Here is a 22,244-nt window from a genome sequence, read left to right on the forward strand (position 1 = left end):
GGCGCCGTCGTGCTTGCCTGGATGACTACACTCAGCTGCCGCGCTTCTTGCCCAGGATGGTCTCGTTGAACCAGTCGTCGATCATGCGTTTTTCGGCGCGCAGGCTGTCGCTGTCCGAGAACCGGTTGATGCGCTGCATATAGCTCATGTCGGCCAGCCGCGCGTCGCCACCCTTGAGCACTTGTCCGTTCTGGGTCAGCGAATAACGCAGGTTCATGATCGGCCAATCCGCCGTGCCCTTCAGGATGCGCAGCTCGCGCCCGCCACGGAAGTTCGGGTACTCGCGGCCGGCCAGGTCGATGTCGGTGACCTCGATCGTCAGGTCCTGTCCTTCCGGCAACTGCGCGCCCAGCTTGGTGAAATAGTCGCTCAATTCCTTCAGCACCTGCTCGCGCTCCCATGGCGCGAAAGGCAGGTCGGCGAACTTGTCGGATTCGATGTAATTCACGGTCACGCCGGCCGATGCGGCGCCGGCTGTCAGCGCGAACAGGCCTGCAAAGGCCGTTTTCATCAATAATGATTTCATCGCATTAGCTCCTTGGTTTTGCTTCCATCTTTCTTCTTGCATTGAAATATACGCCGCTTCAAGCTGCGGTGCTCGTCTCAAATCGTCGTAGTTTGTATCCAAATGTTAGGCCTCGCACATGTCTGATAGATGGTGATGGATGAGAATGGCACAAGGGAGAATGCCATGCCAGAAGGTCCATCGCTCGTCATCTTGAAAGAACAAACCGCCCGCTTCGTGGGCCAGGAAATTGCTCACGCCGGCGGCAATGTCCGCGCCGTCGATCCAGGTCGACTGGTGGGCCAGCGCATCGTCGGCCTGCACACCTGGGGCAAGCACTTCCTCATCGAGCTGCCCGACCTGGTCCTGCGCATCCATTTTTTGCTGTTCGGCACCTACCGCATCGACGAGCGGCGCGACAAGGAGCCCCGCCTGTCGATCGGGACGCAGGATGGCGGCGAAATGAATTTCTATGCCTGCGCGATCCGCGAAATCGACCGCGCGACTTTCGAGGCCTACGATTTCAGCGCCGACGTCATGTCGGACAGCTGGGACCCGAAGCGGGCGCGCAAGAAACTGCGCGCCCAGCCCGACCTGCTGGCTTGCGACGCCCTGCTCGACCAGGACATTTTTTCGGGCGTCGGCAACATCATCAAGAACGAAGTGCTGTTTCGCATCCGCGTCCATCCGCTCTCGACCATGGGTGGCCTGCCCGCGCCCAAATTGCGCGCGCTGGTGGACGAGGCGCGCCAGTACAGCTTCGATTTCCTCGGCTGGAAAAAAGCGTACGTGCTCAAGCAGCACTGGCTGGCCCATGCCAAGAAAACCTGCCCGCGCTGCGATATCCCTTTCAAGAAGGCCAATCTCGGCCATACCAACCGCCGCGCCTTTTACTGCGAGCGTTGCCAAAAGCTTTATACCTGAAGCAAACGCTGTCTGCTGCCCGCAACATGTCTCTCCAGCGATAGAGAATATGTGACATTGACGCCGCATAAATTGAATATTGCCTGTTGTTAAGGGTCATGGGTCGTACTACAATCGACTTGACTCCAGGATATTTTTGCGTAGAAAAAATACCTGTACAGACAACTTATTCCATCGATATCGGATTCGCCCATGTCCTTCCTGTCTTCCGCTGCGCCCAAGCTCGCACCATGGAAAGTATTGCTGGTCGACGATGAACCCGATATCCACGACATCACCAAGCTGACCCTGTCGCGCTTCCGCCTCGACGGCCGCGCATTGTCCTTCGTTCACGCCTATAGCGGCGCCGAAGCGAAGGAAGTGCTGGCACGCGAAAAGGACATCGCCCTGGTTTTCCTCGACGTGGTGATGGAACGCGAGGACAGCGGCCTCGAAGTGGCGCGCTGGATGCGCCAGGAGCTCGACAATCAATTTACCCGCATCGTGCTGCGCACCGGCCAGCCGGGCCAGGCGCCCGAGGAACGCGTGATCGTCGACTACGACATCAACGACTACAAGGAAAAGACCGAGCTCGACCGCACCAAGCTGTTCACCACCACCTTCGCCGCCCTGCGCGCCTACCGCGACATCATGAAGGTCGAGGAAGCACGCCGCGTGCAGCAGACCTACCGCGAAGGCCTCGAGCGCGTCATCGCCGCCTCTGCCCACATCTTCCAGCAACGCAACCTGAAGGACTTCGCCAACGGCCTGCTGCAGCAGGTGGTGGCTTTGCTGCGCCTGGAACAAAGCATGCTGCTTCGCCTGAAGGCGGCCAGCGTGATCACCGGCCAGAGCCAGTACGAGGTGCTGGCCCAGATCGGCGATATGGGCGAGGAAGAAATCGGTACGGAACTCATGTCCCAGCTCGACGACGCACGCCACAACCGCATCTCGCGCCTGCATGGCGACACCTATGTCGGCTACTTCCCGAACAATAGCGGCAAGGCCTCGCTGCTGGTGCTCAAGGGCGTGGACGAGATCTCGGACATCGACGCCCAGCTATTGGAAGTGTTCTGCTCAGGCGTGGCGATCGCCTTCGACAATATCTTGCTGAACCAGGAAATCACCGATACCCAGGCCGAGCTGATCCTGCGCCTGGGCGACGTGGTCGAATCGCGCTCGCACGAAGCGGGCAACCACGTGCGCCGCATGTCCCAGGTCTGCCACATGCTGGCGCAGGCGTCGGGCATGCCGGAAGACGAGACAGCGGTGTTGATGCACGCCGCGCCGATGCACGACGTGGGCAAGATCGCGACTCCGGATGCGGTGCTGCTCAAGCCGGGCAAGCTCACCGAAGAAGAGTGGGAAATCATGAAGCAGCACCCGACCGTCGGGCTGCAGATCCTGGACGGCTCGCAGCGGCCGATCCTGAAGGCGGCGGCGGTGATCGCCCACCAGCACCACGAGAAATTCGACGGCAGCGGCTATCCTCAGGGACTGCGCGGCGAGGCCATCCACCCGTATGCGCGCATCGTGGCGGTGGCCGACGTGTTCGACGCCCTGAGCCACAAGCGCTGCTACAAGGACGCGTGGCCGCCGGCGAAGGTGACCGAGCATTTGCGCGAGGTGGCGGGGCACCATCTGGATCCGAAGTACGTCGACCTGCTCATCAAGAATATGGACAAGGCGCTGGCGATCAATGAGAAGTGGCCGGATTGATGCCATAGCATGGTCGGCGTGAACTGGACCGCAAATGGCTGCTGGCGGTAAAGCAGTCAGGGTTTACGTTTGAACCTGTTGAACGATAGCGCTGTGACAATCGAAATAATGACAAAAGCATTCACAATAATATTGCCAGCCTTTTCTACATACATGGTTGGTTCAACAAACAAGATGGCCATGTAGGCCAGCATTGCGGCTAAAAAGCCTGCGCCCAACGAGACCAGTGTGCGTTTCATGGCGTGAATCTCTCCACACTTGGGCAGTTGAAGTACATTCCGGCCCTGCTTCCCCCAGCTTGTACAATCTGCTCTACGAATGTAGTGCAGTTGTTAGGCAACATCAGCCACAACCATTGCCTGGAAACCGCGTCGAGCAGTTTTCGATGTGCGCCAAGAATGTCAGGAGTATGCACCGTCGTGCGGCGGATTTCACGTTTGTCATTTTCTCGTAGGTAGCGCTGATAGCCTTCCTTACGCATGAACCGAGGCCTGTCATGCAGGCCTGCTACATGGAAGTACCAGCCAGGGCCAACGTGCAGTAACGCGTGGCCACATATATTCCAGCCATCGCCAGACACGATGATCGCTTGAGTATGCTTAAAATCGTCAGGCCGGATCGCGCAATGAAGCATCACGTCTCCGTTGTATGGTCCGACGCTGGGCTTGGGCTGGCTCGCCCGCGCCTGCATTGCACTATTCGTTGCTCTACCCATCTATTTCTCCTTAGCTTGACCCGAGCACGATAATTCTCGTTCGTGCTCCACGGCTCAGATTTGCTAAAGAACAGTAGTGGATTCAATGGCGATCAGAAAAGGAGAAGGTGCCGATGCTTACTACTGGTGCGCCCTACGGCACCGGGTTATTTTCATCGTTCATTCTTGCGCAGCGACTGCGGAAACCGCAGGTGATACCGCAGCCCTTCTCCCGGCGCACTCTCTACCTTCACGGACCCGCCCAGGGCCCCCGTCACCAGGTTGTACAGGATGTGCGCCCCCAGCCCACTGCCCCCCGTCCCGCGCTTGGTCGTAAAGAACGGATCGAACAACTTGTCCAGCGTGTCCCTGTCCATCCCCGCTCCATCGTCGGCATAGTCGAGCACCACCCAGCCATCTTCTTCCACGCTTGCGGCCACCGTGATATTGCCCGGCTGATCCCGCTCGAACCCATGCACCAGCGAATTGACCACCATATTGGTGACGATCTGCGACACCGCCCCCGGGTAACTGTCCAGCACTACATCCTTCGGGCACGCGATGTCCACCTTGATCGGCCGCCCCTTCAGCTTCGGCTGCAATGACAGCAGCACCTCCCTCAGGTAGGCATCCAGGTTGAAGCTGCGGATATCGCCCGACGACTGGTCTACCGCCACTTGCTTGAAGCTGCGCACCAGCGCCGCTGCACGCTGGGTATTGGTCGTCATGATGCGCAAGGACTGGTCGACCACGTCGAAGAAGCCGGCCAGGCTCTCTTCCGTCATCTCCCCCGCCGCCAGCTCCTCGCGCGTGAGCTTCAGTTCCTGCACCAGGTGGCTGGTTGCAGTCACGCAAATCCCCAGCGGCGTATTGATCTCGTGTGCCACGCCGGCCACAAGCCGCCCCAGCGAGGCCAGTTTTTCCTGCCGCACCAGTTCCGACTGCGCCTCTTGCAGCGCATGCAGGGCGTCGTTCAGCGCCGCATTCTGCTGCTCGAGTTCCTGCTTGGCCTTGCGGATCCTGCGGTCGGCCTGCATGCGCGCGATCGCCACCGCCACGTGACTGGCCATGAAGGCCAGCAGGTCGAGGTCGGCCTTGCTGTAGACGATCGCCGGGTCGTAGCTCTGCACCACGATCACGCCATACGGCTTTTCGTGGACCAGCATCGGCGCGCCCATCCAGCTTGCGATCTCGGTGCTGCCCAGGGGCTCGTTGACGATGCCGTTGGCGACCAGCTGCCTGAAGCTCCCCAGGTCGTGCAACTGCGCCTGCTTGCTTGCCAGGACGTACGAACACATGGCCTTCCCGAACGGGAAGCGCTGCATGGGCGGCGAGCTGTCCTTCTGGTCGACGAAATACGGGATGCTGATTTCCTGCGTATCCGGGTGATACAGCGCGATCAGGAAGTTATCGGCCACCATCAGCTCGCCGATGATCCCGTGCAGGCTGGCGCTGAGCAGGTCCGTATCGAGCGCCTGGGCCGACAGGTCGGCGATCTGGTACAGCGCGTGCTGCACCTTCTCGGCGCGGCCACGCACGGCCACTTCGTGGGCCAGCGCCGCGGTGCGCTCCTGCACCGCGCGTTCCAGCCGGTCCATGCTCTGCAAGCCCTGCAGCGCATTCGAGACGTGGTTAGCGATCAGCGCGAACAGCGCCTGGTCTTCCTCGCTATAGGTCTGGTCGCGCGAATAGCTCTGGATGACGATCGCCCCCAGCGCCTGGTGGTTCTGATCCAGCAGCGGACAGGCGACGAAGTGTTCCGGCACGCTGCCATCGCCCCAGCGCCCGCTATTCTTCAGCCGTTCGTGGAAATCGCTCGCGGTCAGCACCAGGGTCTGGCGGTTGAGCAGCACCCAGGCCGTCGGCGACTGCTCGGGCGACGCCAGCGTGATGCGTTCCTCGGGATCGCGGCTGCCGTCGGCCTCGTCGACGAAATAGGGGAAACGTACCGTTCCGTCCTCGCGATCGGCCAGGGCGACATAGAAATTGGCTGCATACATGATGCGGCCCAGCGCCCGGTGCACGGCTTCGATGAATGCGGTGATGTCGCTGCAGCTGGTCGATAATTGCCCGATCTCGAGCAGCATCGATTGGACCGCTTCCAGCCGGTCAAGACGTTCCATGCTTCCCCCACGTAATCTTTAAATGCGTAGAGGAAATAGTAGCAGCTTGATGCCCGCCGCAGCAGCAAGACGGCGGGCAATTGTCGTTTTTTAGCGCGGCGCGCGGAAATCGTTCTCGATCCAGGCCAGGGCCGAGGCCTGGGTCAGCTTGAAGGTCGGAGCGACCCGCACCTTCGCCACCTGTTCGCCCATTTCGTCAGTCGCGGCCAGCATCGCATAGGGATCGTCGTCGTCCGGCACGATATCGAGCGTCACTTTCAGCTCGCCCTCGCCGGTCGACACGAACAGGTTCTTGTGCAGGATCGCGTGCATGTGCTGCTCGTGGCGGCGGATCACTTCGGACGCGGTCTTGATCAGCGTGTTGAAGGCATTCACGTCGAGCGGCTTGGGGTTCTTCTTGTCGCGACCCATGGTCCACGGGCCGACCAGCGCCGGTTCTGGCTCGCCGTCCTTGTACATGGCCACCGCCCAGCCTTCGTCATCGTCGTTCTTGATCACGCGCGCGGTCCAGCCATTGCCCTGCCACAAACGGGGTTCTTGCACCGGGCCGGTGTCCTGTGCTTCTTCGTCGTCGTGATCCTGGATCTGGTCGTTCATGTGTCTGTTTCCTTCGGCAGGACTTGCGCCCAAAACCACGATCATAGAGGAAACCAGACCCATGAAAAAGCCCGCACGGGCTTCGATGCGGGCCTTTTGTGAGGTGACTCGACAATACTAGGCGGGACAGTCGTCCACGATGCGCGGACAGCGCCAGCCTGGTCCCGGCGGCGGCATGACCGGTGGGCCGACGGGAATCGGACGCGGGTCGCCCTCGGGCGCCGGCAGATGCCGGTTGAACGGGTTGATGATGATCGGCGGTATGGCGGGCGGCGCCGATGGCGGATCTTTGGGACCGCACTCGACCACGGCCAGGCGGTCCCGGATTCCTTGGAAAGCGGCTTGCATAGGATCCCCCTGTAACAGAGAGAACCAGTATAGGAAACACAGCCGGCATTACAAGCAAAAATTGCCGACAGTTCTGCCTGGCCCCGCCTATGCACGGTTCGTCCCGCAAAACGTGCGGCCTGTCGCACACCGGTGGATGCGCGGCGCGCGCAGGCATACAGTTCGAGCATGCAAGAACAAAACGTTCAATCGACACACCAACAACCTGCGAGGACCGCCATGAAAAAATACGCCCCCTACGTCATCCTGTTCCTGTTCGCCGCCCTGCTGTTCAATAGCTGGGGCAACGACATGACGGTCCACTTCGACGGCGACGAAATCGACGGTCCGCTGGGCTGGATGCTGGCCACCCTGTTCGCCGGCGGCGGCACCTTGCTGGCGATCTTCATCACCATGATGGTGGGTGTGCTGCTGGCGGTGATCTTCGCCGGCGTGGGTGTGATGCTGCTGGGCTCGCTGGCGATCGGCGCCGTCATCCTGGCGCTGGCGATCTCGCCGCTGCTGCTGCCGGTGGTGATTCCGGTGGCGCTGGTCTGGTACTTCATGAGCCGCTCGCGCAAGGTCAGCCTGGACAAGACCGCCAGCGCCTGAACGACGTCACGATTTCCTCTGTTGGCCGGGGCTCGCCCCGGCTTTTTTCATGCCGATTTGCGCGCCGCGTACTGTTCATAGCCGCGCGCGCGCAAGGCGCAGGCCGGGCAGGTGCCGCAACCATAGCCCCAGGGATGCGCGTCCCCGCGCTCGCCCAGGTAGCAGGTGTGGGTGTCGAAGCGGATCAGGTCCACCAGCATGTCGCCGCCCTCCTGCTGCGCCATTTCCCAGGTTTGCGCCTTGTCGATCCACATCAGCGGGGTCTCGACCTTCAGGCGCGTCGCCATGCCCAGGTTGAGCGCCACCTGCAGCGCCTTCATGGTGTCGTCGCGGCAGTCCGGATAGCCCGAGAAATCGGTCTCGCACATGCCGCCCACCAGCACATTCAGGCCGCGCCGGTAAGCCACCGTGGCCGCCACCGTCATGAACATCAGGTTGCGTCCCGGCACGAACGTGTTCGGCAAGCCGTTTTCCTGCATCTCGATCGCAACATTGCTGGTCAAAGCCGTGTCAGAGATCCTGGAGATCAGCGACAGGTCGATCATGTGGTCGTCGCCCAGGCGCGCATCCCAGCCGGGATTGAGCGCGCGCAGTTTCGTCAGCAGCGTAGGACGTACCTCCAGCTCGATCGCGTGGCGCTGGCCATAATCGAAACCGATCGTCTCGACCCGCGCATAGCGCTGCAGCGCCCAGGCGAGGCAGGTGGTGGAGTCTTGGCCGCCGCTGAACAGCACGAGCGCGGTGTCGCTGGATGGAGTGGTCATGGTCTGGAAAGGAGTAGCTGCTATGTAAGCGGCGCATTCTGTCACAAATCGCCGGCACCGTGTGGGCAGGGCGGCCGAGGCGCACACGCAACGTTTCGTGACGACATCGAGTTTGCCAATCAGTTAAGATGCGAACGAGTATTCTTAGTGGAGCGCCATGTTGTTACGTCGATCGATTCCCCGCCAGCGTACCCTGTCCCGGCTAGTGCGGCATGCGCTGATGGGGCTGGGAACATTGTTATTTGCCACTGCCGTCTATGCACAGGGCACGCAGGGCGTCGACTATACAGTGCGCATCGACGCCCCGCGGGCGCTCGAAGACCTGCTCGAAGATAACCTCGACCTGATGCGCTGGCGCGGCAATGCGCGGGTCGACCTCGAACAATTGCAGCGCCTGGTGAAAGAAGCGCCCGAGCAGGCGCGCACCCTGATCGCCACCGAGGGCTATTACTCGCCCAAGGTGTCCGCCGGCCTGGATACCAGCGGCGAGCGTCCCGTCGCGCGCGTGATCGTCGATCCGGGTCAGCCGGTGCTGGTCGGCGACGTCGACCTGGTGCTGCAGGGCTTCGCCCCGTTCGAGGAAGGCGGCGCGCCATTCGACGCCAACGCCCTGCGCAACCGCTGGACCCTACCGGTCGGCAGCCAGTTCAGGCAAGGCGACTGGGAAGGCGCCAAGCGCGGCCTGCTGCGCGACGTCGCCCAGACCCGCTTTCCGCGTGCGCGCCTGGTCGAGACCAGCGCCACGGTCGATCCGGATACGCGCCGCGCCCTGCTGCGGGTGGTGATCGACTCCGGCCCCGAGATGCGCTTCGGCGAGCTGCGCATCCGCGGCCTGAAACGCTATCCGCGCGAAGTCATCACCAACCTCAACAAGATCAACCCGGGCGACGAATACAGCGAAGCCGCCCTGCAGGCCCTGCAATCGCGGGTGCAGGACACCGGCTATTTCAGCAGCGTCGAAGTCAGCACCGATATGCGCGCCGTGCTCAATGCCGAGATCGCCGACATCAAGGAAGACGCCGACAGCGACGCCAACCCGGCCACGCCGGAGCCTCCGACCGGCCCGACCGTGCTGCCGGTGGTCATCCGCGTCACCGAGAACAAGCAGAAGAACGTCGAGGCCGGCCTGGGCTTCTCGACCGACACCGGGGCCCGCGCCTCCTTGGGCTACGACGACCTGAACGTGTTCGGCAAGCGCTTCAAGAGCGACCTGATCTACGAACAGAAGCGCCAGACCGCGAAGGGCGAGTTCTTCTGGCCCACCACGGCCAAGGGCTATAACGACAGCGTCAGCGCCGGTGTCGAGCGCGAAGACCTGCGCGGCGAGATTACCACCCTGGCCAGCGTGGCCGCACGCCGCAGCTGGGGCTCGCCGCTGCTCGAGCGCAGCCTGACCTTCGAGGTGCTGACCGAAAAGCGCGAGGTCGAAGGCCTCGAAGCCACCCGCGCCAAGAGCCTGCCACTCACCTACAGCATCACCCGGCGCAAGCTCGATAGCCTGATCCAGCCGACCAACGGCTATGTGTGGAACGCCCAGTTCGGCGGCGCCGTGCTGCCGATCCTGACCGATGAAAAATTCCTGCGCCTGTACCTGCGCGGCCTGTACTACAAGCCGGTTGGCGCCGCCGGCAGCCTGATCCTGCGCGCCGAAACCGGCGCCGTGGCTTCGAAAGAAAAACTGGGCGTGCCGAGCACCTTCCTGTTCCGCGCCGGCGGCGACCAGTCGGTGCGCGGCTACGGCTACCAGGAGCTGGGCGTGCAAGAAAATGGCGCCACCGTCGGCGGCCGCTACCTGGCTACCGCCAGCGCCGAATACCAGTACTGGTTCAAGCCGCCCTGGGGCGTGGCCGTGTTCTACGACGTCGGCAATGCCGCCGACAAGTTCGGCGACCTCAATCCCAAGTCGGGCTACGGCGTCGGCGCGCGCTGGCGCAGCCCGGTCGGCCCGATCAATGTCGACCTGGCCTACGGCCACGCGGTGCGCAAGGCGCGCCTGCACTTCTCACTCGGATTCACGTTCTGATGGATACACCTGAAGATAAGCCTGTGACCCCGCAGGCCCCGACGCCTGGCCAGCCCCAGGCTGTCAAGCCCCGCCGCTGGCCGCGCCGTGTCGCGATCGGCGTCGTCGCCACCGGCGTCATCGTCGGCGGCACGCTGTGGTACCTCGGCCGCGAGACCACCCTGCAGATGATCGTCCAGCGCGTGGCCGACGCCACCGGCGGCAAACTCACCGTCCTGGGGGTCACCGGCTCGATCTACGGCGCCATGCACATCGAGCGCCTGGTGTGGCGCACCGACGAGCAGATCGTCACGGCGACCAGGATCGACGTCGACTGGTCGCCGTCCCAGCTCCTGTCGGGCGGGATCCTGGTCGACAAGCTGTGGGCCGCCAGCGTGCGCATGCAAACGCTGAAGGAAACCGACGAGCCATCCGTGCTTCCAGCCAGCCTCGCGCCGCCGTTCCGGATCGAAGCCGACGACGCACGGGTCAACCGCCTGACGATGGTGAACATCGCCGGCGCCGAAACCGTCATCGACAAACTTCGCGTGCGCGCCAAGGGCGACAAGCGCAGCTGGGTGGTGCAGGACGCCGCAGCCAGCACGCCGTGGGGCCAGGTGGCGGCCAACGCCACCGTCGGCGCCCAGCGCCCGTTCAAGATCGACGCCTCGGGCAGCCTCACGCAATCGCAGGCCAGCGCCGGCGCCCGCGCCGCCCAGCTGCAATTGAAGGTGAGCGGCGACATCGAGAACGCGACCCAGATCGACGCCACCGGCCAGGCCGGGCGCGCCATCGGCGACGCCCACTTCACGATCTCGCCCTATGCCGAGATCCCGCTGCGCGCGCTGCGCATCAATGGCCGCAACCTCGATCCCGGCTTCTTCAACCCGGCCCTGCCGACTGCCGACCTGACCTTCGCCGTGGCCGGCAAACTCGACGCCAACCGCAATATCAGCGGCAGCGTCGACATCACCAATACCGGGCCCGAAGGCACGATCGACCAGCAACGCCTGCCGCTGCGCTCCGCGCGCGGCCAGCTGGGCGGCAACCTGAATGCGCTGCAGGTGTCCGACGTGCTGCTCGACTTCGGCGCCGCCGGCAAGTTCACCGGCACCGGCGGCGTCAAGCGCGAGCAGGACGAAGAAGGCCTCGGCACCGCGCGCTTTGCGCTGCAGACGGAGCGTTTCAACCTGCGCGAAGTCCATTCCGCCATGAAGCCGACCGCGATCAAGGGCACGATCGCGGTGACCAACGAAGCCACGCGCCAGACGCTCGAGGCCAACCTGGTGGATGCGGGCCTGCGCCTGTCGGCCCTGGCCACGCTCGAAAACAATGTGGCAACGCTCAACGAAGCGCGTCTGAATGCGGGCCGCGGCAGCGTGACCGCCAGCGGCAGCATGAACCTCGAGGGCGACAAGGCCTTCAAGGCCACTGCCAGCGCAAACCGCTTCGATCCGTCGGCCTTCGGCGACCTGCCGGTGGCCGACATCAATGCCACGATCAATGCCGCGGGCGCGCTGGCGCCCGAGTGGAAAGTCGACGCCGACTTCGTCGTGCGCCAGAGCCGCCTGATGAACCAGGCGCTCGCCGGCCGCGGCAAGCTGAGCGCCGATGCAAAGCGCATCAGCGGCATCGACGCCGACCTGGCGCTGGGCCAGAACCAGGTCGATCTGAAAGGCGCCTTCGGCGGCGCCGGCGACCGCCTGGACTGGCGCCTCGATGGCCGCCAGTTGTCGGCGGTACGCAGCGACCTGTATGGCGCGCTGACCGCCAAGGGCGTCGTCAGCGGCACCATGGAGGCGCCGCGCACCACCTTCGAGGTCAATGCGCAAGACCTGGGCTGGGTCGCGGCCCAGCGCAAGAACGGCAGCGGCGTGCTGCGCGCCAGCGGCGAAGCCTGGCTCGGCGGGCCTGAAGGCGCGCGCGCGGTCGAGGTCAAGGCCAGCGGCGGCACCCAGCGCTTCAATCCGGCCGCCTTCGGCTCTCCGCTGGCCGGCAATATCAATTCGTCGTTCAGCGGCAGCGGCCGCGCCGGCGCCGACTGGCGCGGCGCGCTCGATTTCAACCTGGCCGACGGCTCGACCCTGGCCAACTCGCCGCTGCGCGGTCATGCGCGCCTTGTGGCCGACCGCCGCCATGTGTCCAACGCCGACGTCGACCTGCGCATCGGCCCCAACGTCATCGCCGCCACCGGCGCCTTCGGCGCCGCGCGCGATGCGCTGAACTGGAAGATCGACGCGCCGCAACTGGCGGCGCTCGGCCCCGAGTTCGGCGGCGTACTGCGCGGCTCGGGCGTCGTCTCCGGCACCATGGACACGCCGTCGCTGACCGCCACCATCGAGGGCCAGAACCTCAAGGCGCTGGGCACGCACAATGTGCGCTCGCTGCGCGCCAGCGCCAACCTGGGTTCCGGGCGCGGCGCGGCCGATCCGCTGGTCAGTAATGTCGAGGTGCTCGACTACGTCAGCGGCGAGACGCGCGTGGCGTCGGTGCGCCTGCAAACCGAGGGCACGCGCGGCGCGCACACCGTCAAATTGTCGGCACTGGGCGACGCATTCGACGCCAATACCGAGATCCGCGGCGGCTTCAACCGCGACACCTGGAGCGGCACCCTGGCCGCGCTGCAGAACCGCGGCCGCTATGCGATGCAGCTGCAAGGTCCGGTGCCGGTCACGATCGCCGGCGCGCCGGGTTCCGGCATGAAAGGCCTGGCCAGCCCGGAACGCATCGCCTTCAACGGCGCCGTGATTGCCCTGCCGAACGGCAGCATCACGGTCGATACGCTCACCAAGGACGGCCCGCGCTGGAGCAGCCGCGGCCACGCCGACAAGGTGCCGCTGACTTACCTGGCGCAGTTCTCCCCTGCCCTGGCCGACAATGCGCGCGGCGACCTGACCCTGGGCGCTGCCTGGTCGGTCGATATGCGCGCGCCGGTCGCCAACGGCGCCGCGCCTTCGCTGGCCGGCAATGTACGCGTATTCAGGGAGGCGGGCGACGCCATCGTCGGTGGCGACACGCCGGTGCCGCTGGGCCTGCGCCAGCTGGAAGCGTCCGCCGAAGTGGTCGGCAGCAGCCTGCGCATAAATCTGGACTTCGACGGCGCCCGCACCGGCGTGGCGAAAGTCGAGGCCAATGCCCAGATGCTGAACGGCCGCGTGGAGCGCGACAGCCCGCTGCGCATGACGGCCAATGCCGACATCCCGTCGATCGCCTGGCTCGCATCGCTGGCCGGCCAGCCGGGACTGGAACTGGACGGCGCACTGCGCCTGGCCATGACGGGCAGCGGCACCATCGGTGCCCCCAGCCTGAACGGCAACCTCGATGGCGACAAGCTGGCGGTGCGCTGGGCCGAGCAAGGCGTGCGCCTGCAGAACGGCGAACTGCGCGCCCAGCTCGGCGGCGACCAGCTGCGGGTGGAGCGCCTGACCTTCCAGGGCCGCCAGGGCAGCGCCGCAGCCAGCGGCTTCGTGCGCTTCGCCGACGGCGCGCCGACCATGGACGTGCGCCTGAACATGGAAAAGCTCGAGGCGCTGTCGCGGCCTGACCGCACCGTGATCCTCAGCGGCCAGGCCTCGCTGGTGCGCGACGCCAGCCGCTTCGCGCTGGAAGGTAAATTCCGCGCCGACCGCGCACTGATCGAATTCGCGCCGCAGGGCACGCCGACGATCTCGGACGACGTCATCGTGCTGGGCCGCGGCACGGAGAAAAAGACGCCGGTGTCCAAGGAGAAGGAAGTGCCGCTCACGGTCGACCTCGCGGCCGACATGGGCGACGACTTCCACATCCGCGCGATGGGGATCGACGCCTACCTGGTCGGCAGCGCGCGGGTGCGCATGACCGGCGCCGGCCAGCCGCGCATCAACGGCACCATCCGCGCCATCAACGGCACCTATGCCGCCTATGGCCAGAACCTGTCGATCGAACGCGCGGCGCTGACCTTCAGCGGCCCCTACGACAACCCGTCGCTCGACATCCTGGCAGTGAGGAAGCGCCCCGAAGGCGAGCAGCTGTCCGAGACCAATGTCGAAGCCGGCGTGCAGGTGCGCGGCACCGCGCAATCGCCGACGGCGCGGCTGGTGTCGACACCGAACGTGTCGGACAGCGACAAGCTGTCCTGGCTGGTGCTGGGCCACAGCATGGAAGCGGCCAGCGGCGACCAGAAAGGCGTGCTCACCGCGGCGGCGGGCGCCCTGCTGGGCGGCGCCGGCGGCACCGGCGGGATCCAGTCCAAGCTCGCCAATTCGCTCGGCGTCGATGACCTGGGCCTCAAGCAAAACAACAACGGCGGCGACTCGTCGGGCCTGGAAAGCACCGTGGTCACGGTCGGCAAGCGCATCTCGTCGCGTGCCTACCTGAGCTTCGAGCAGGGCACCAGCACTGCCTCGAGCCTGGTGCGGCTGCGCTACAAGCTCACGCCGCGCATCGCGCTGCAGTTCCAGACCGGGACCAATAGCGCGCTCGACGTGCTGTATTCGTGGGCGTTCGACTGAAGGCCGGCGGACATGAGACTGCTCCCCTGCCTGTTCGCCACCCTGCTGGCACTGGCCGCCGGCCAGAGCGCGGCGCAGGACCATGGCAACCTGCTGCAGGCGCCCGGACGCGTCGAATGGGATGCGGGCGGCCTGTATGAAGGACGGCTGCCGGACGGCACGCCGTTCCAGGTCGCGCTGGCTTACCCCGCACCCGAAGGCTTGCCGGGCGAGGCCGGCAAGATCATGGCCAACAACTATTGGTTCCCGCGTGACTACAAGGGAAAGGCCAGTACGCTGGCCGCCCTGGACGCGCCGCCGGGCGCGCTGCAGCTGGCCCCGCTGCTCGACTCCGGCGCCCAGGGCCCTGAACGGTTTTCCATCGTGCTCGATGCCGACCGGAGTGGCGGCAAGGGCAGCTGGACCCAGGCGGGTGAGGAAAAGGCGTTGCCATTCTCCCTCACGCGCATCGTGCGCTACCGGGCCGTCGCGCTCACCCGCCCCTCGCCCGAGGCGCAGGCCGAAGGCTCGGACCAGCCCTTCGTGTTTGCCGCCCTGTTCCCGCTGTTCAAGGACCGCGCCATGGACGAATGGGTGCGCGCCATGGCCAGCCGCTGCGATGCCGACCTCGAATGCACCAACCGGGTCGTCGTGCGCTGGCACTCGAAGGATCTGCTGTCGCTCGACGCCAGCACCTGGACCTATGGCTACGGCGCCGCGCACGAACAATACGGCTCCGAAATGCGCCACTACGTCACGCACGATGGCGCACCGGTCCACTCCCGCTTCACCGCCTTCGTCGCCGCGTCCAGCGAATGCCGCCAGCGAGTCTCCGCCGCGCTGGTGTCCAGGCTGGGCGAGCAGGGCCTGTCGTGGGCCGAGCAGGGAGCGCTGGACGTGTTCAAGGAACCGAAATTCATTCCGACGCCATCCGGCATCGAGTTCCACTGGGATCCGTATGAAGTCGGCAGCTATGCCCAGGGCATTCCCAGCGTCTTCCTCACGCGGGATGAACTGGAGGGCTGCGCCGGCAATCTGCCGCAGCGCGCGGCAGGCCGTCCATGAGCCGGGGTAGAATCCGGCCATGCCGCGTAAAAACCCCATCTTCCCCGGCCCGCGCACCGCGCGCGGCGCCGTGCTGGCCGTCCTGCTGTCCAATGCCGACCAGGCCGGCGCCGAGCCGCTGCGCGGCCGCGTGACCCTGGCCGCCATCGTCCGCGCGCTCAAGCGCAAATACCACTGGCCGATCGAGACCACCAGCTTCCCGTCGAACGACATCGACGGCCGCGCCACCTGGGCCACGGTCTACAGCCTGCCGCAGGACGTCATCGACGCCGCGCTGGACCCAAAAGGCCAAGACTGGCTCAAGAGCACTCATCCATAAAAATTCTTCATCGATGAACGGCCTGATTGATGTTCCTGTATCATCAATCAATGGCCCGTGACAACATCAACGATATCCTCGTCTTTCTCGCCGTCGCCCGCGAGCGCAGCTTCACGCGCGCCGCGGCGAAACTCGGCATGACCCAGTCGGCGCTCAGCCACATCGTGCGCTCGCTCGAAGCCCGGCTGGGCGTGCGCCTGTTGACGCGCACCACCCGCAGCGTGTCGCCGACCGAGGCCGGCGAGCGCCTGCTGCAGAACGTGGGGCCGCGGCTGGAAGAAATCGAGGCCGAGATCACGGCCGTGAGCGACCTGGGCGACAAGCCGGCCGGCACCATCCGCATCACCGCGATCGACCATGTGATCGACACCGTGCTGTGGCCGCGCATCGCGCCCCTGCTGCCGCTGTATCCCGACCTGCATGTCGAGATCAGCTCGGACTACCGCCTGATCGACATCGCCGCCGAACGCTACGACATCGGCGTGCGCCATGGCGACCAGCTCGAGAAAGACATGATCGGCGTGCGCCTGACGGGCGAGGTGCCGATGCGGATCGTCGGCGCCCCCGCCTATTTTGAACGCCGCCCGGTGCCGACGTCGCTGCAGGAACTCATGAAGCACAACTGCATCACGCTGCGCCTGCCCAGCAGCGGCGGCCTGTATGCCTGGGAACTGGCGCACGAGGGCCAGCCGCTGGACGCGCGCGTGCGCGGCCAGTCGGTGTTCACCAACGTCTATCACATGCTCGACGCCGCATTGCACGGCGTCGGCCTGGCCTTCCTGCCCGAGAGCATGGTCGGCCCGCATATAGAGGCGGGACGGCTGGTCAGCGTGATGCAAGACTGGTGCTTTCCGTTCGAGCCGCTGCACGCCTTCTATCCCAGCCGCCGCCACTCCTCGCGCGCACTGATGCTGGTGATCGACGCCATCCGCCACAAGGAATGACGCCGATCGTGCGTGATCAGACCAACGCCGGCATCTTTTCCAGCATCTTGTCGAGCGTGACCGGATAGTCGCGCACGCGCACGCCGGTGGCGTTGTAGATCGCATTCGCCACCGCCGCGCCGACGCCGCACAGGCCCAGTTCACCGACACCCTTGGCCTTCATCGGCGACGTGGTCGGATCGGTCTCGTCGATGAAGATCACTTCCTGGTGCGGGATGTCGGCATGCACCGGCACCTCGTAGCTGGCCAGGTCGTGGTTCACGAAGAAACCGTGGCGCTTGTCGACCGCCAGGTGTTCCATCAAGGCCCCACCGACACCCATCGTCATTGCGCCGATCACCTGGCTGCGCGCCGATTTCGGGTTCAGGATACGGCCCGCCGCGCACACAGACAGCATGCGCCGCACGCGCACCTCGGCGGTGGCGACATCGACCGCGACTTCGACGAAATGGGCGCCGAAGGTCGATTGCTGCACCTTCTTTTCCAGGTCGCCGTATTCCATCGTGTCCTCGGCCACGATCGCGCCGCCCTTGGCCACCTCAAGCAACGATACCGAGCGGGTGCCCACGCGCACCGCGCCGTCGACGAATTCGGCCTTCGCCGCATCCAGTCCTGCCTTCTGCGCGATCTGCTCGCGCAGCTTGACGCAGGCCGCGTACACGCCGGCGGTGGAACTGTTGGCGCCCCACTGGCCGCCCGAACCGGCCGACACCGGATAGCTCGAATCGCCCAGCCGCACATCGATGCGCTCCACGCCCACGCCCAGCATCTCGGCTGCGGTCTGGGCGATGATGGTGTAGCTGCCGGTACCGATATCGGTCATGTCGGTTTCGACCGTGATCCTGCCGTCGCTTTCCAGCCGCACCCGCGCGGCCGACTTCATGTTCATATTGTTGCGGAAGGCCGAGGCCACACCCATGCCGACCAGCCACTGGCCCTCGCGCACCTGGCCTGCCATTGCTTTTCTCTTGCTCCAGCCGAAGCGCTCGGCGCCCTGGCGCAGGCACTGCACGTAGCGGCGCTGCGAGAACTTGCGGCCCGCCTTCTCGGGGTCGACCGTGGTATCGTTGACGATGCGGAAGGTGACCGGGTCCATCTTGAGTTTTTCGGCCATCTCGTCGATCGCCACCTCGAGCGCCATCATGCCCGGCGCCTCGCCCGGCGCGCGCATCGCATTCCCCTCGGGCAGGTCGAGCGTGGCCAGCTGCAGGCGCGTCAGGCGGTGAGCGCCGGCGTACAGCAGGCGGGTTTGCTGGACCGCGGTTTCCGGTCCTCCGCCCGGCAGGTCGCCCGACCAGCTTTCGTGGGCGATGGCGCTGATGCGGCCTTCGCGCGTGGCGCCGATGCGGATACGCTGGATCGTGGCCGGACGGTGGGTGGTGTTGTTGATCATCAGCGCGCGCTGCAGCGCGACCTTGACCGGGCGCCTGGCCGCGCGCGCGCCGAGCGCCGCCAGCACCGCCTCGGCGCGCAGGAACAGCTTGCCGCCGAAGCCGCCGCCGATATACGGCGAAACCAGGCGCACGTTGGCCGGCGGGATGCCGAGCGTCTTGGCCAGGTCTTGCTTGCCCCAGTCGATCATCTGGTTCGAGGTCCAGACGGTGACCTTGTCGCCGTCCCACGACGCGATCGAGGCATGCGGTTCCATCATCGCGTGCGACTGGTCGGGCGTGGTATAGGTGGCGTCCAGCTTGACCGGCGCGCTGGCGAAGGCGCCGTCGAAATCGCCGACCTTCGACTCGGCATCGCCCGTCTTGGGCGTGACAGCCGCATTCATGGCCGCGGCCAGGTCATACACGCCGTTGGCCTTCGCATACTCGACCTTGACGAGCGACGACGCCGCGCGCGCCTGCTCGAAGGTCTCGGCCACGACCACGCCGACCGCCTGGTGGTAGTGCTGCACTTCAGGGCCGGCCAGCAGGTGGGCGGTATTGAAGTTGCCCTTGCCCAGCTTGCCGGCGTTTTCATACGTGACCACGGCGATCACGCCCGGCGCGCGGCGCGCCGCTGCCGTATCGATCGACACGATGCGGCCCTTGGCAATCGCTGCGCCGATCACATAGCCGTAGGCGGCGTTCGGCGCCGCCGCGTGCTGTTCATACGCGTAGGGCGCAGTGCCGGTGGTCTTCTGTGGGCCGTCGATGCGGTCGAGCGGCTTGCCGACGACCTTCATCTGGTCGATCGGATTGGTGGTTTCTGGTTTGGTGAATTTCATGGTCTCAAGCCTTTCTTTCAGCGCGCGCGGGCCTGCGCCAGGATCGCGTCGAGCGTGCGTTCGACGAGCAGGATCTTGAATGCGTTGTCATTGGTCGTGCGCGCGCCAGCCAGCAACTGCGCGGTGGTGGCCTTGCCGCCGCGCGGCAGTTGGCCCTCGGCCGCCGGCACGCGCCATGGCTTGTGCGCCACGCCGCCCACGGCCACGCGGCCGCTGCCGTCCGGCTGCACCACGGCTGCGACAGACACCAGGGCGAAGGCATACGAGGCGCGGTCGCGCACCTTGCGGTAGTAGTGCTTGCCGCCCAGGGGCTTGGGCAGGGTCACCGCCGTGATCAACTCACCCGGCATCAAGCTGTGCTCGATGTGCGGCGTGGTGCCCGGCAGGCGATAGAAGTCCGCGATCGGGATCGTGCGCGCACTGCCGTCCGGACGCACGGTCTCGACGCCGGCGTCGAGCAGCTGCATGGCCACCGCCATATCGCTCGGGTGGGTGGCGATGCAAGCGTCGCTCTGGCCGACGATCGCATGGCCGCGCGTATGGCCGCCGATGGCCGAGCAGCCGCTGCCCGGCACACGCTTGTTGCACGGCATATTGGTGTCGTAGAAATAGGGGCAGCGGGTGCGCTGCAGCAGGTTGCCGGCGGTGGTCGCCTTGTTGCGCAACTGGGTCGAGGCGCCGGCCAGCAGCGCGCGCGACAGCACGCCGTAGTCCTTGCGCACGCGGGCGTCGGCCGCCAGGTCGGTATTGCGCACCAGCGCGCCGATGCGCAGGCCGCCCTCTCGCGTCGCCTCGATCTTGTCGAGCGCCAGGCCGTTGACGTCGATCAGGTGGGCCGGGGTCTCGATCTCGAGCTTCATCAGGTCGAGCAGGTTGGTGCCGCCCGCGATGAAGCGCGCATTGGGGGTATTGGCGGCAGCGGCGGCCGCTTCGGCCGGCGTGGTCGCGCGTTGATAGCTGAATGCCTTCATGCCTTGACCCCTCCCACTTCGGCGATCGCGTCGATGATGTTCGAGTAGGCGCCGCAGCGGCAGATATTGCCGCTCATGCGCTCGCGGATCTCGTCCACGCTCAGCAAGGGTTTCGCATTCAGGTCGCCGGTCACATGGCTCGGAATGCCCTGGCGGATCTCGTCGATCACCGCCACGGCCGAACAGATCTGCCCTGGGGTACAGTAGCCGCACTGGAAGCCGTCGTGCTTCACGAAGGCCGCCTGCATCGGATGCAGTTTATCGGGCGTACCCATGCCTTCGATAGTGGTGACCTCGGCGCCGTCGTGCATGATCGCCAGGCTCAGGCAGGAATTGATGCGGCGGCCGTCGACCAGCACCGTGCAGGCGCCGCACTGGCCCTGGTCGCAGCCCTTCTTGGTGCCGGTCAGGTGCAGGTTCTCGCGCAGCGCGTCAAGCAGGGTGGTGCGGGTGTCGAGCGTGAGTTCGCGCGGCTGGCCGTTCACGCGCAGGGTGACCTTGCTGGTCACCGGCGCCGGCGTCTGCGCTGCGCTGACTGCGCCCTGCGCGGCCGCCTGGGCACCGGCCAGCGGCAGTGCCGCCGCCGTCGCGCCAAGCGCGCCGCCGATCAGGACACCGCGCCGGGCCTGGTTGATGTTCGTGGAGTCATCCATCGCTTATTCTTCCTTCTGTCAGCGGTTAAAAATCCGGTTGATGTTACGGCAAGCCCCTCCCGCGATTCATGAAGGGCGCAGCATGGGCTTATGTCCCTGGCTCATGAATCGGCGTAACGTGCCGAGCGCCCGGCCAGCAGCGCCAGCACGGCGGCGGCGATCAGCAGGGCCGCGCTCAGGTGGAAAGTCGCGCGATAGCCGCTGGCGTCGAACAGCAGGCCGCCGAGGGTCGCGCCGAGCATGATCGCGAGCTGGATCACGGCCACCATCAGCCCTCCTCCCGCTTCGGCGTCCTGCGGCAGGGTCTGGGCCAGCCAGGTCCACCAGCCGACCGGCGCCGAGGTCCCGACCAGGCCCCAGATCGCCAGCAGCACCGTGACCGCCGCCGCCGAGTGGCCGAAGGCGACCAGCGCGCCGGCGATGGCCGCCATCAGCAGCGGCATCGCGAGCAGCACCGGATACAGCCGGTCCTTCAGCACCGAGCCGATCAGGGTGGTGCCGACGAAGCCGGCCACGCCCAGCACCAGCAGCATCAGCGACAGGGTCGTGGCCGTGACGCCGGTGACGCTCTCCAGGAAAGGCCACAGGTAAGTAAACAGCGCGAACTGCCCCATGAACAGCAGGCTCACCGCCGCCATGCCGAGGACGACCACGGGCCGCTTCAAGAGGCGCAGGATGCCGCCCGTTTCCGCGCGTTCGGTGGCGCGCAGCGCGGGAAGGCTGAACAGCAGCCAGGCCAGCGCGATCGCCGCCACCGGCACCAGGCAGAAGAAGGCGCCGCGCCAGCCGATGAGGGCGCCCAGGTAGCTGCCGGCGGGCGCCGCGATGACGGTGGCCAGCGCATTGCCGCCGTTGAGGATGGCCAGGGCGCGCGGCACCTCGCGCGCCGGCACCAGGCGCATGACGGTCGCCGCCGACATCGACCAGAAGCCGCCGATGGCGACGCCGATCAGCGCGCGGCCGACCATGAACAGGAAATAGTTGGGCGCGAACGCGGCCACGGTGCCCGAGACGATCATCAGGAAGGTCAGGCCCAGCAGCAGGAGCTTGCGGTCGAGCCGTCCGACGACGGCGCCGAGCGCGAGGCTGGTGACCAGGGCGAAGGCGCCGGAGATCGCGATCGATTGGCCGGCCTGGCCTTCGCTGATGCGCAGCTCGGCCGCGAGCGGCGTGAGCAGGCTGACCGGCATGAATTCGGACGCGACCAGGGCGAAGGCGGCGAGCGACATCGCCATCACGGCGCCCCATGCCGCGCTCTGGCCCGGCTTGCTGTCGCAAGCGGCGGAAAGTGTTGGATTCATCGTGGAGTAAACAAGTTGATGCAATCGTCCTGCCCGAGGCAGGACGAGCGGAGGCGGCGCG

The 22,244-nt window shown here is 65.7% G+C and carries 19 protein-coding genes; 8 read left to right on the forward strand and 11 right to left on the reverse strand.

Annotated features, from left to right (window positions below; translation table 11 throughout):
• Nucleotides 1–31 precede the first annotated feature (31 nt).
• Nucleotides 32–526, reverse strand: a complete 495-nt coding sequence (locus E8M83_RS04405; protein ID WP_137172175.1) for a DUF3016 domain-containing protein — start codon at nucleotides 524–526, stop codon at nucleotides 32–34.
• Between the two features lie 165 nt (nucleotides 527–691).
• On the opposite strand from E8M83_RS04405, the gene E8M83_RS04410 reads away from it, so the two are divergent.
• Complete coding sequence (locus tag E8M83_RS04410) at nucleotides 692–1,429, forward strand: DNA-formamidopyrimidine glycosylase family protein (RefSeq protein WP_137172176.1); 738 nt, start codon at nucleotides 692–694, stop codon at nucleotides 1,427–1,429.
• Between the two features lie 192 nt (nucleotides 1,430–1,621).
• Nucleotides 1,622–3,127, forward strand: a complete 1,506-nt coding sequence (locus E8M83_RS04415; protein WP_137172177.1) for a response regulator — start codon at nucleotides 1,622–1,624, stop codon at nucleotides 3,125–3,127.
• Between the two features lie 56 nt (nucleotides 3,128–3,183).
• Here the strand turns inward: E8M83_RS04415 and E8M83_RS04420 are convergent, their stop codons facing one another.
• The 5 genes from E8M83_RS04420 to E8M83_RS04440 all read right to left on the reverse strand — a co-directional run bounded on the left by E8M83_RS04420 (nucleotide 3,184) and on the right by E8M83_RS04440 (nucleotide 6,889).
• Nucleotides 3,184–3,366: a hypothetical protein gene (locus tag E8M83_RS04420; protein WP_137172178.1), complete on the reverse strand. Its 183-nt coding sequence runs from the start codon at nucleotides 3,364–3,366 to the stop codon at nucleotides 3,184–3,186.
• Nucleotides 3,363–3,842 carry a hypothetical protein gene (locus E8M83_RS04425; RefSeq protein WP_137172179.1) on the reverse strand — a complete coding sequence of 160 codons (480 nt, stop codon included), beginning with the start codon at nucleotides 3,840–3,842 and terminating at the stop codon, nucleotides 3,363–3,365. Before E8M83_RS04425 ends, E8M83_RS04420 begins: the two co-directional genes overlap by 4 nt.
• A gap of 152 nt (nucleotides 3,843–3,994) precedes the next feature.
• The gene (locus tag E8M83_RS04430) at nucleotides 3,995–5,944 is read right to left on the reverse strand and encodes a GAF domain-containing protein (RefSeq protein ID WP_137172180.1); all 1,950 of its coding nucleotides are present in this window, start codon (nucleotides 5,942–5,944) and stop codon (nucleotides 3,995–3,997) included.
• 90 nt (nucleotides 5,945–6,034) lie between these two features.
• Nucleotides 6,035–6,541, reverse strand: coding sequence for a hypothetical protein (locus E8M83_RS04435; RefSeq protein ID WP_137172181.1), 507 nt, complete (start codon nucleotides 6,539–6,541; stop codon nucleotides 6,035–6,037).
• Nucleotides 6,542–6,658: 117 nt separating this feature from the next.
• Entirely contained in the window at nucleotides 6,659–6,889 is a 231-nt protein-coding gene (locus tag E8M83_RS04440) for a hypothetical protein (RefSeq protein ID WP_137172182.1), read from the reverse strand.
• A 219-nt stretch (nucleotides 6,890–7,108) separates the two neighbouring features.
• Here E8M83_RS04440 and E8M83_RS04445 point away from each other — a divergent pair, with 219 nt between their 5' ends.
• Nucleotides 7,109–7,480 carry a hypothetical protein gene (locus tag E8M83_RS04445; protein WP_137172183.1) on the forward strand — a complete coding sequence of 124 codons (372 nt, stop codon included), beginning with the start codon at nucleotides 7,109–7,111 and terminating at the stop codon, nucleotides 7,478–7,480.
• Nucleotides 7,481–7,527: 47 nt separating this feature from the next.
• Here E8M83_RS04445 and queC read toward each other — a convergent pair whose 3' ends face one another.
• The gene (queC, locus tag E8M83_RS04450) at nucleotides 7,528–8,244 is read right to left on the reverse strand and encodes a 7-cyano-7-deazaguanine synthase QueC (RefSeq protein WP_170976692.1); all 717 of its coding nucleotides are present in this window, start codon (nucleotides 8,242–8,244) and stop codon (nucleotides 7,528–7,530) included.
• A 157-nt stretch (nucleotides 8,245–8,401) separates the two neighbouring features.
• On the opposite strand from queC, the gene E8M83_RS04455 reads away from it, so the two are divergent.
• Genes E8M83_RS04455 through E8M83_RS04475 form a run of 5 tightly spaced genes read left to right on the forward strand, consistent with a single transcriptional unit; the run spans nucleotide 8,402 to nucleotide 17,043 of the window.
• Nucleotides 8,402–10,267 (forward strand): autotransporter assembly complex family protein, encoded by a 1,866-nt coding sequence (locus E8M83_RS04455; protein WP_137172184.1) that lies wholly within the window; start codon nucleotides 8,402–8,404, stop codon nucleotides 10,265–10,267.
• A complete protein-coding gene (locus E8M83_RS04460) occupies nucleotides 10,267–14,736 on the forward strand; it encodes a translocation/assembly module TamB domain-containing protein (protein WP_137172185.1) in 4,470 nt (1,489 codons plus the stop codon). The genes E8M83_RS04455 and E8M83_RS04460 overlap by 1 nt, the downstream gene beginning before the upstream one ends.
• Before the next feature lie 12 nt (nucleotides 14,737–14,748).
• Complete coding sequence (locus tag E8M83_RS04465; protein ID WP_137172186.1) at nucleotides 14,749–15,780, forward strand: RsiV family protein; 1,032 nt, start codon at nucleotides 14,749–14,751, stop codon at nucleotides 15,778–15,780.
• 19 nt (nucleotides 15,781–15,799) lie between these two features.
• Nucleotides 15,800–16,099 carry a hypothetical protein gene (locus tag E8M83_RS04470; protein ID WP_137172187.1) on the forward strand — a complete coding sequence of 100 codons (300 nt, stop codon included), beginning with the start codon at nucleotides 15,800–15,802 and terminating at the stop codon, nucleotides 16,097–16,099.
• Between the two features lie 50 nt (nucleotides 16,100–16,149).
• Nucleotides 16,150–17,043 carry a LysR family transcriptional regulator gene (locus E8M83_RS04475; RefSeq protein ID WP_137172188.1) on the forward strand — a complete coding sequence of 298 codons (894 nt, stop codon included), beginning with the start codon at nucleotides 16,150–16,152 and terminating at the stop codon, nucleotides 17,041–17,043.
• Between the two features lie 16 nt (nucleotides 17,044–17,059).
• Here E8M83_RS04475 and paoC read toward each other — a convergent pair whose 3' ends face one another.
• The 4 genes from paoC to E8M83_RS04495 form a co-directional block, all read right to left on the reverse strand.
• Nucleotides 17,060–19,258: an aldehyde oxidoreductase molybdenum-binding subunit PaoC gene (gene paoC / locus E8M83_RS04480; RefSeq protein WP_137172189.1), complete on the reverse strand. Its 2,199-nt coding sequence runs from the start codon at nucleotides 19,256–19,258 to the stop codon at nucleotides 17,060–17,062.
• Nucleotides 19,259–19,275: 17 nt separating this feature from the next.
• The gene (locus tag E8M83_RS04485; protein ID WP_137172190.1) at nucleotides 19,276–20,229 is read right to left on the reverse strand and encodes a xanthine dehydrogenase family protein subunit M; all 954 of its coding nucleotides are present in this window, start codon (nucleotides 20,227–20,229) and stop codon (nucleotides 19,276–19,278) included.
• Nucleotides 20,226–20,882: an aldehyde dehydrogenase iron-sulfur subunit PaoA gene (gene paoA, locus E8M83_RS04490; protein ID WP_137172191.1), complete on the reverse strand. Its 657-nt coding sequence runs from the start codon at nucleotides 20,880–20,882 to the stop codon at nucleotides 20,226–20,228. Before paoA ends, E8M83_RS04485 begins: the two co-directional genes overlap by 4 nt.
• Nucleotides 20,883–20,983: 101 nt before the next feature.
• Nucleotides 20,984–22,183: an MFS transporter gene (locus tag E8M83_RS04495; protein ID WP_137172192.1), complete on the reverse strand. Its 1,200-nt coding sequence runs from the start codon at nucleotides 22,181–22,183 to the stop codon at nucleotides 20,984–20,986.
• Nucleotides 22,184–22,244 lie beyond the last annotated feature (61 nt).

Source organism: Massilia sp. HP4, from assembly GCF_005222695.1.
Taxonomy (GTDB): Bacteria; Pseudomonadota; Gammaproteobacteria; order Burkholderiales; family Burkholderiaceae_D; genus Telluria.